Annotated in this window: 6 protein-coding genes and 1 pseudogene; 2 read left to right on the top strand and 5 right to left on the bottom strand. The window is 40.9% G+C overall.

What is annotated here, in order from left to right:
* Positions 1-68: 68 nt before the first annotated feature.
* Complete coding sequence (gene ahcY / locus PX481_RS05625) at positions 69-1,346, bottom strand: adenosylhomocysteinase (protein ID WP_002763358.1); 1,278 nt, start codon at positions 1,344-1,346, stop codon at positions 69-71.
* 243 nt (positions 1,347-1,589) lie between these two features.
* Here ahcY and PX481_RS05630 point away from each other — a divergent pair, with 243 nt between their 5' ends.
* Together PX481_RS05630 and PX481_RS05635 are read left to right on the top strand one after the other, a co-directional pair.
* The gene (locus tag PX481_RS05630; RefSeq protein ID WP_288093940.1) at positions 1,590-2,777 is read left to right on the top strand and encodes an ImmA/IrrE family metallo-endopeptidase; all 1,188 of its coding nucleotides are present in this window, start codon (positions 1,590-1,592) and stop codon (positions 2,775-2,777) included.
* Positions 2,777-3,247, top strand: a complete 471-nt coding sequence (locus PX481_RS05635; protein WP_288093941.1) for a PIN domain-containing protein — start codon at positions 2,777-2,779, stop codon at positions 3,245-3,247. The genes PX481_RS05630 and PX481_RS05635 overlap by 1 nt, the downstream gene beginning before the upstream one ends.
* Positions 3,248-3,309: 62 nt before the next feature.
* Here PX481_RS05635 and PX481_RS05640 read toward each other — a convergent pair whose 3' ends face one another.
* From PX481_RS05640 to PX481_RS05655, 4 genes and pseudogenes are all read right to left on the bottom strand, one after another.
* Positions 3,310-3,981 (bottom strand): riboflavin synthase, encoded by a 672-nt coding sequence (locus tag PX481_RS05640; protein WP_002763354.1) that lies wholly within the window; start codon positions 3,979-3,981, stop codon positions 3,310-3,312.
* Positions 3,982-3,996: 15 nt separating this feature from the next.
* Complete coding sequence (gene proA, locus PX481_RS05645) at positions 3,997-5,292, bottom strand: glutamate-5-semialdehyde dehydrogenase (RefSeq protein ID WP_002763352.1); 1,296 nt, start codon at positions 5,290-5,292, stop codon at positions 3,997-3,999.
* 486 nt (positions 5,293-5,778) lie between these two features.
* The gene (gene dxr, locus PX481_RS05650) at positions 5,779-6,951 is read right to left on the bottom strand and encodes a 1-deoxy-D-xylulose-5-phosphate reductoisomerase (protein WP_002763350.1); all 1,173 of its coding nucleotides are present in this window, start codon (positions 6,949-6,951) and stop codon (positions 5,779-5,781) included.
* A 484-nt stretch (positions 6,952-7,435) separates the two neighbouring features.
* Positions 7,436-7,603: pseudogene (locus tag PX481_RS05655) on the bottom strand (acyl-CoA desaturase); the annotation flags it as partial.

Consider the following 7,603-nt stretch of genomic DNA (forward strand, 5'->3'; position numbering starts at 1 on the left):
AGTGAACTGACAACTGATAACTGACAACTGACAACTGACAACTGATAACTGATAACTGATAACTGATATTAGGTTCCGGAAGTCCAGGAGTTGATATATTCTAATTGGGCTTCGGTGAGAGTATCGATTTCAATACCCATGGCTTGCAGTTTCAAGCGGGCGATTTCTTGGTCTAATTCGTAGGGAATTGAGTAGATGCCGGGGGCTAATTTACCTTTATTTTTAACCAAGTATTCTACACCGATCGCTTGGTTAGCGAAACTCATATCCATAACGGCGCTAGGATGACCTTCGGCGGCCGCGAGGTTAACTAGGCGACCTTCACCGATAACAACGACGGATTTACCGCTTTTTAGGCTATATTGTTGGGTAAAGTTGCGAACTTCCTTAACATTATCGGCTTTTGCGCCTAAAGCTTGCAGGTCGATTTCAATATCAAAGTGACCGGAGTTGGAAACAATCGCCCCATCTTTCATCAGGTCAAAATGTTCAGCCCGGATAACGTGCTTGTTACCAGTAACGGTGATGAAGATATCGCCTTCTTTGGCGGCTTCATCCATGGGCATAACCCGGAAACCGTCCATCGCCGCTTCAATGGCACGCACGGCGTTGATTTCGGTGACAATTACATTAGAGCCTAAACCTTTGGCCCGCATAGCGACACCCTTACCACACCAACCATAACCAGCCACAACCACGGTTTTACCGGCAAGGAGGATATTGGTGGCGCGAATGATACCATCAAGGGTAGATTGACCTGTACCGTAGCGATTATCAAAGAAATGCTTGGTTTCTGCGTCGTTAACGTTCATTGCGGGGAAGGATAACACCCCGGCTTTGAGCATGGCTTGCAAACGGACGATACCGGTGGTAGTTTCTTCGGTAGTACCGATAATGTCGGGTAATTGGTGACTTCTTTCTTTAACTAGAGTAGCCACTACATCACAACCATCATCGATGATAATCTGGGGTTTATGATCGAGGGCGATTTGAACGTGACGGTGATAGGTGTCGTTATCTTCCCCTTTGATTGCATAAACGGGGATGCCGTAATCAGCCACTAAACAAGCGGCCACATCATCTTGGGTGGAAAGGGGATTACTAGCAATTAGTAACGCATCAGCGCCACCGGCTTTTAGCGCGATGGCCAAATTAGCGGTTTCGGTGGTAACGTGACAGCAAGCGACTAAACGCAGTCCGGCAAAGGGTTTTTCGATAGCGTAACGTTCCGCTAATTGACGCAAAACGGGCATTTCCCGACCAGCCCATTCGATGCGCTGTTTGCCGATGGGGGCTAAACTAATATCTTTGATGTCGTATTTCTGTTGAACTGGTGTTGCTACCATAAGGGGTTTTCCTTAAATACAAGCCTCGGCTATTGGTTAATTTAACTTAACATTGTCTGGGGATTTTGGCTAATGTCAAGCTTTTCACCGGTTTTTTATATAGGAAAAAGTTATCAATCCCTCACTGACCTATCCAGAACTCAGTATATTGTCTCTATTTTGGGTAATTATATAGTACAATAAAACTACTGTATGATCTAAATCAAGCTAGAAATCTCTATCTCGTGATGATAAGATCGACTAATGGGCGAGAAACTGACAGGCGTTAATCCCAAGATAATCCAATGGGCAAGAGAAAGGGCGAGATATTCTCTTGAGTCTGTGGCACTCAAGTTTAAAAAAGATGTTTCTGTTATCGAGAAATGGGAGTCAGGAGAGGACTTTCCTACCTATAGTCAATTGGAAAAGTTAGCAGAAATATATAAACGTCCTCTCGCTTTATTCTTTTTCCCAGAACCTCCCCTAGAAGCGGAGGAAAAACAAGAATTTAGAACTTTGCCAGACTTTGAAATCGAAAACCTGGCCGCCGATACTATCTATGCTTTACGACAAGCAAAAGCGATGCAATTGTCGCTACAGGAAATTAATAATGGTATTAATCCTAGTACCAAGAAAATCTTTCAGGATATTGCGGTTAGTTCTAGTGATGATTTAAGGAGATTAGCCGAACAGATAAGAAATTATTTAAACGTTACTCTAGAAGAACAACTGACCTGGAATGATCAGGAAACTGCCTTAAAAAAATGGCGGAGTGCCGTGGAAGAAGCCGGTATTTTTATTTTTAAGCGTTCTTTTAAGCAGCGAGAAATTTCGGGATTTTGCTTGATAGATATTGAATTTCCGATCATCTATATTAATAATAGCACGGAAAAATCTAGACAAATATTTACCATTTTTCATGAATTAGCACATATTCTTTTGCAGACTAATGGAATTACTAAGTCTGACGATAGATATATTAATAGTTTGCAAGGAGAAAATAAATATATCGAGATATTTTGTAATAAATTTGCTGCGGAGTTTTTGCTTCCTAATCATGTCTTTTCTGAGATAATCAGAGAAACAATAGTTAACGTTAACGATAACGATAAAATTATCTCGAAAATTTCCAGTGATTATAAGGTTAGTCGAGAAGTAGTTTTACGAAAACTATTAGATAATAACTTAATCTCCCAGAAAGAATATACTCTTAAAGTAAGGGAGTGGTACAGTGAGCAGGTGGGAAAAAGTCAGGACAAAAATAAAAAATCTGGAGGTGATTACTATGCTAGTCAGGCGACATATTTGGGAGAAAATTACCTAAAACTTGTGTTCAAGAAATACTATCAAGGCCAATACGATATCGAGCGTGTTGCTGATTATCTAAACATTAAAAAAGTTGCTACGGTGGAAAAACTTGAACAATATTTATTAGACAAAGGACTGTTTTGATGGTTTACATTTTTGACACAAGTAGTTTTAAGGTCTTAGGAAACTATTTTCCCAAAAGTTTTCCTACCGTTTGGCAAAAAATCGATTTGATTGTGTCAGAAGGTAAACTACAATCAGTACGCGAAGTGCTTAAAGAAGTAGAATATGGCAATAATAAACAATTTGTTTTAGATTGGATAGACTCCAATAAACAAATATTTTTACCACCCACTGCTCAGGAAACTTTATTTATTCCTGAAATTTTTTCTATAAGAAACTTTAAGGATTTAGTGATTCAAAAAGCCAGATTACAAGGAAAGCCAGTGGCAGACCCATTTATTATTGCCTGTGCCAAGATAAAAGACGGTTGCGTAATTACCGAAGAAGCCTTGAAGCCTAATGCTCACAAAATCCCCACAGTCTGTCAACACTTTTCTATCGATTGTACCAATGTTCAGGGTTTAATGGAGCGAGAAGGTTGGCAATTTTAAAACTAAAATTAATGGATAAATTGCCAATAAATTTATATGTTGAAAAGGCTTTTTCTGGAAAACTAATAACCATGTTCAGCCAGAAATTCTAGGCTAATCTCGCTAGGAGGGTGATAAGAGCGCATTCCTAACAATTTTTCCACATATTTGCCTAAAATATCCCCTTCTAGATTCACCCAATCGCCTAATTTTAAATGGGAAAGATTGGTTTCGGCGTAGGTGTGGGGGATGACAGCCACTTTAAACCAGCTGCCGGAGGCATCACAATCGGCCACGGTTAAACTAATGCCATTAACAGCTATACTGCCCTTACCGACGATATAACGAGCTATGTAGTTATTCCACTGCTCTTCTAGGGAACTAGGGGCAGCAAAGGTCATTTCCCACGAATTAGCCACGATTATCGATTCGACTAAACAGCCAATACCGTCCACATGACCGGTGACAAAATGACCGCCGATTTTACTACCCACCCGCAAAGAGGTTTCTAGGTTAACGTTGGGTTCTGTTTTAATCCTTCGTCCTAAAGTAGTGCGCTGTAGGGTTTCCGGGGAAGCGGTGGCCAGAAAACCCTCTGGGAGAATTTCCTCGACTGTCAAACAAACCCCATCCACAGCCACACTATCACCAATCATTAAATCTCGGATAATTGTATCAGAGGATACAGACAAATAAAGTCTATCGGTATCCACGACCCGGATTGTTGCCAAGGCTTGAATTAATCCTGTAAACATCGGCTTTTTTCTCGACTATAAGTCCTTATGAGTGAAAGATTGGGCATTTTCCCCAGAATAATCGGCGACAATATGACCATCTCCGGCTAATTGATATTTGTAGGTCACTAATCCCTCTAATCCCACCGGACCACGGGGAGGCATTTTTTGGGTACTGATACCCACTTCGGCCCCAAAACCGTAACGGAAACCATCGGCAAATCGGGTGGAACAATTATGAAAAACTCCGGCGGCATCGACTCGATCGCTAAAGGTTTTGGCCGTGTTAAAATTTTCGCTGACAATGCCTTCCGTGTGTCGAGAACCGTAATAATTAATATGTTCGATCGCTGATTCCAGACTATCGACAATTTTAATTGACAGAATTAAATCACTATATTCGGTTTGCCAGTCCTGTTCTGTGGCCGATGGTACGTTAATCATCTGACGAGTTGCTTCATCTCCCAATAATTTAACCTTTTTTTCCTCTAATGCTTGTGCCACTGCGGGTAAAAATTGTCTAGCGATGTCTTGATGAACCAATAAAGTTTCAATGGTATTACAAGCGGCAGGATATTGGGTTTTGCCATCGACGGTAATTCTAATTGCTTTGCTTAAATCGGCTTCTTTGTCGATGTAGAGATGACAGATACCATCGGCATGACCGAGGACAGGAATGCGGGTATTATTTTGGATATAACGCACAAATTCGTTAGAACCTCTAGGAATTATTAAATCGATGTATTGATCAAGTTTTAAGAGTTCCTGAATTTCTTCTCGTGTTGTTAATAATCGTACCGCTGCTGGATTAACTTTAGTTTGACTCAATGCCTGATGAATAATTGTTACTAAAGCTTGACAAGAACGGATCGCTTCTTTCCCCCCTTTTAAAATAACGCCATTACCAGATTTAATCGCTAAACTGGTAATTTGAATTAAAGCATCGGGACGAGCTTCAAAAATAACGCCTAAAACCCCTAAAGGACAGGTTATTCTCCGAAGAATTAAACCTTGATCTAATTCCCGATTAATTTGCATCGTAGCTAAAGGATCTGCTAATTTAGACACATCTCGCACCCCGGCAATAGCGGCTTTTAATTTGCTGGGACTTAACTCTAATCGCGCACATAAAGCCGGAGATAATTGCATCGCTTTGGCAGTTTGAACATCGGCGATATTAGCTTCTAGTATCTGATCAGCATTGGCAGTTAAAGCCTCAGCAATAGCCTCTAAAGCTTCATTCCTTTCTTCGTTAGTCAGGATAGCCAGTTGACGACTCGCTTGACGGGTTTCTCTGGCGATTTCGGGGAGGGATAGAGAAGTTGTAACCATAGAAAATTAAAAGTAATAACCGCTATCTTGTTTATTTTATCTTATTTTTGATCAAGTTTCAGGGTCATTACACCTCATTGTAAAAATCAAAAATTGTTGTTAGGGTTAGGAGTCAGTAGTCAGGAGAATTAAGAATGAATAATAATCAATTAAATGGTCTATTTACGGATTTTAGGCAATTTAATCCTTATTTTTGCCGTTTTTGAACCCTCAAAAATTAATTAGTCAAGAGGTTTATTGAAGGTTAAGTAGGTAGGCGTTAAAAGTTATCAGATCCCCCCGCCTATCGGCACCCCCCTTATCAAGGGGGGCAGGGGGGATCGAACCTAAAATCCATTTTTAATTTAATTATAACCAGCTACTTATCAACCCTTGTCATGATCATCATAAATCTAGTTAACTAGAAAAAATAGCCGAAATTAGTGATTTTTCTATCCTATATCTGTAGAGACATTATAGTTAACATCCCTACAGAATCTAGACTATCTAGACCGGATTGGCAATCAGACAGTTAGATACCTCTTGACGCGCCCAATTATCGGCGGCTAAAATGTCATCTAGGCTAGGGGTAGAAGTGTTATGAATTGCAAAGCGATCGCAAACTTTTTCGATCACCCGGGGAATATCTAAGAAGCTAATCTTTTCTTCTAAAAATAACGCTACCGCTTGTTCATTAGCCGCGTTTAATACTGCTGGCATTGCCCCACCTGCGCGGCCGGCTGCGTAGGCTAATCCCATACAGGGATATTTTTGATGATCGGGTTCTTTGAAGGTTAAACTACCAGCTTTAACTAAATTCAAAGGTTCCCAATCGGTATAAATTCTTTCGGGCCAAGACAAGGCATATAACAGGGGTAAACGCATATCTGGCCAGCCTAATTGAGCTAAAACCGATGTATCCTGTAACTCAATTAAAGAGTGAATAATACTTTGAGGATGAATAACAATATCGATCGCATTATAATCGACACCAAATAAATAATGAGCTTCGATAACTTCTAGACCTTTATTCATTAAAGTAGCCGAATCGATGGTGATTTTTCTGCCCATAGACCAGTTGGGATGTTTGAGGGCATCAGCTACGGTTACTTGCGGCAATTTTTCCACGGGTAAATCGCGAAAAGCACCCCCAGAAGCAGTGAGAATAATCTTTTTTAATCCCCCAGTGGGAACTCCCTGTAAACACTGAAAAATAGCTGAATGTTCCGAGTCAGCAGGTAATAATTTAACTCGGTGTTTTTCCACTAAAGGCAGCACCACTGGACCGCCAGCAATCAGGGTTTCTTTATTAGCGAGGGCAATATCTTTACCAGCAGTAATAGCGGCAATCGTCGGCAGCAATCCCGCACAACCGACAATTCCCGTGACGACGCTTTCGGAATCGCCATAACGGGCCACTTCGATTACTCCTTCCTTTCCTGCTAGGATAATCGGGGTATAGTCAAGGTCGGAAATTAGGCTTTTTAGGTCTTCTAGTTGACTTTCGTTATTAATCGCCACGATTTGCGGGCGAAATTGCCGAATTTGCTCCGATAGTAGTTGAATATTATTACCCGTGGCTAATCCTACCACTTGAAACTTATCGGGATGATCGGTGACAATATCGAGAGTTTGAGTGCCGATCGAGCCTGTAGAGCCTAAAATCGAGATTTTTTTCATTAGAAACTTAATATAATTTGGGGATTAGCTTTAAATATACGTTCTCCGGGGTCTTTCCGGCACATCAGCGTAAATATTAAACATTTGTTAAAAAAGTTGATAGTTTGACCTTTTTATGCTAAGGCTTAGAAAAAGTTAGCGATAGAGATGGTGACAGAGAAGAAATCGAATAGAAAGGCCAATGGATTAGGCTGTCTAGCGGGGGGTCTGGTTTTTTGCCTCTTATTTCCCCTGTGTGTTTTCTTTTTTGGTTGGTTATCCTTCGCTCTTGGGATGAGTTGTGCTTTCCCCAGTCAATGTTCGACAGAGGGGGAAATAATCAAGTTTATCCTATCAATGATTTCGTTTTTTGGGGGAGGATTGGCAGTACCTATATTCCTCAGTTGTGCCGTGGGAAAAGCCGTCAGATTTGGGTTAAGTCGCAGAAAAAATAACCGAACTTAAACATAAGTTCGGCTAGATTTAATTTAACAACTGGATAAAACTAACTTTCTGTCGCCGTTGCCGTGCTGGGGGGTAACTTAATATTAGTAGCTAATCCCAGAATTTGCAGCAGACGAATGGTCATCCAAGTCAGGTCAACTTCCCACCATTGTAGGCCATGACGGGCAGAATACTGATAGGCATGGTGATTATTGTGCCAACCTTCACC

The organism is Microcystis sp. M53603_WE2, assembly GCF_030065435.1.

What these genes read in the sequence shown, in the direction of transcription:
- ahcY (WP_002763358.1), bottom strand. Translation starts at nt 1,346, where the DNA reads ATGGTAGCAACACCAGTTCAACAGAAATACGACATCAAAGATATTAGT.
- PX481_RS05630 (WP_288093940.1), top strand. Translation starts at nt 1,590, where the DNA reads ATGGGCGAGAAACTGACAGGCGTTAATCCCAAGATAATCCAATGGGCA.
- PX481_RS05635 (WP_288093941.1), top strand. Translation starts at nt 2,777, where the DNA reads ATGGTTTACATTTTTGACACAAGTAGTTTTAAGGTCTTAGGAAACTAT.
- PX481_RS05640 (WP_002763354.1), bottom strand. Translation starts at nt 3,981, where the DNA reads ATGTTTACAGGATTAATTCAAGCCTTGGCAACAATCCGGGTCGTGGAT.
- proA (WP_002763352.1), bottom strand. Translation starts at nt 5,292, where the DNA reads ATGGTTACAACTTCTCTATCCCTCCCCGAAATCGCCAGAGAAACCCGT.
- dxr (WP_002763350.1), bottom strand. Translation starts at nt 6,951, where the DNA reads ATGAAAAAAATCTCGATTTTAGGCTCTACAGGCTCGATCGGCACTCAA.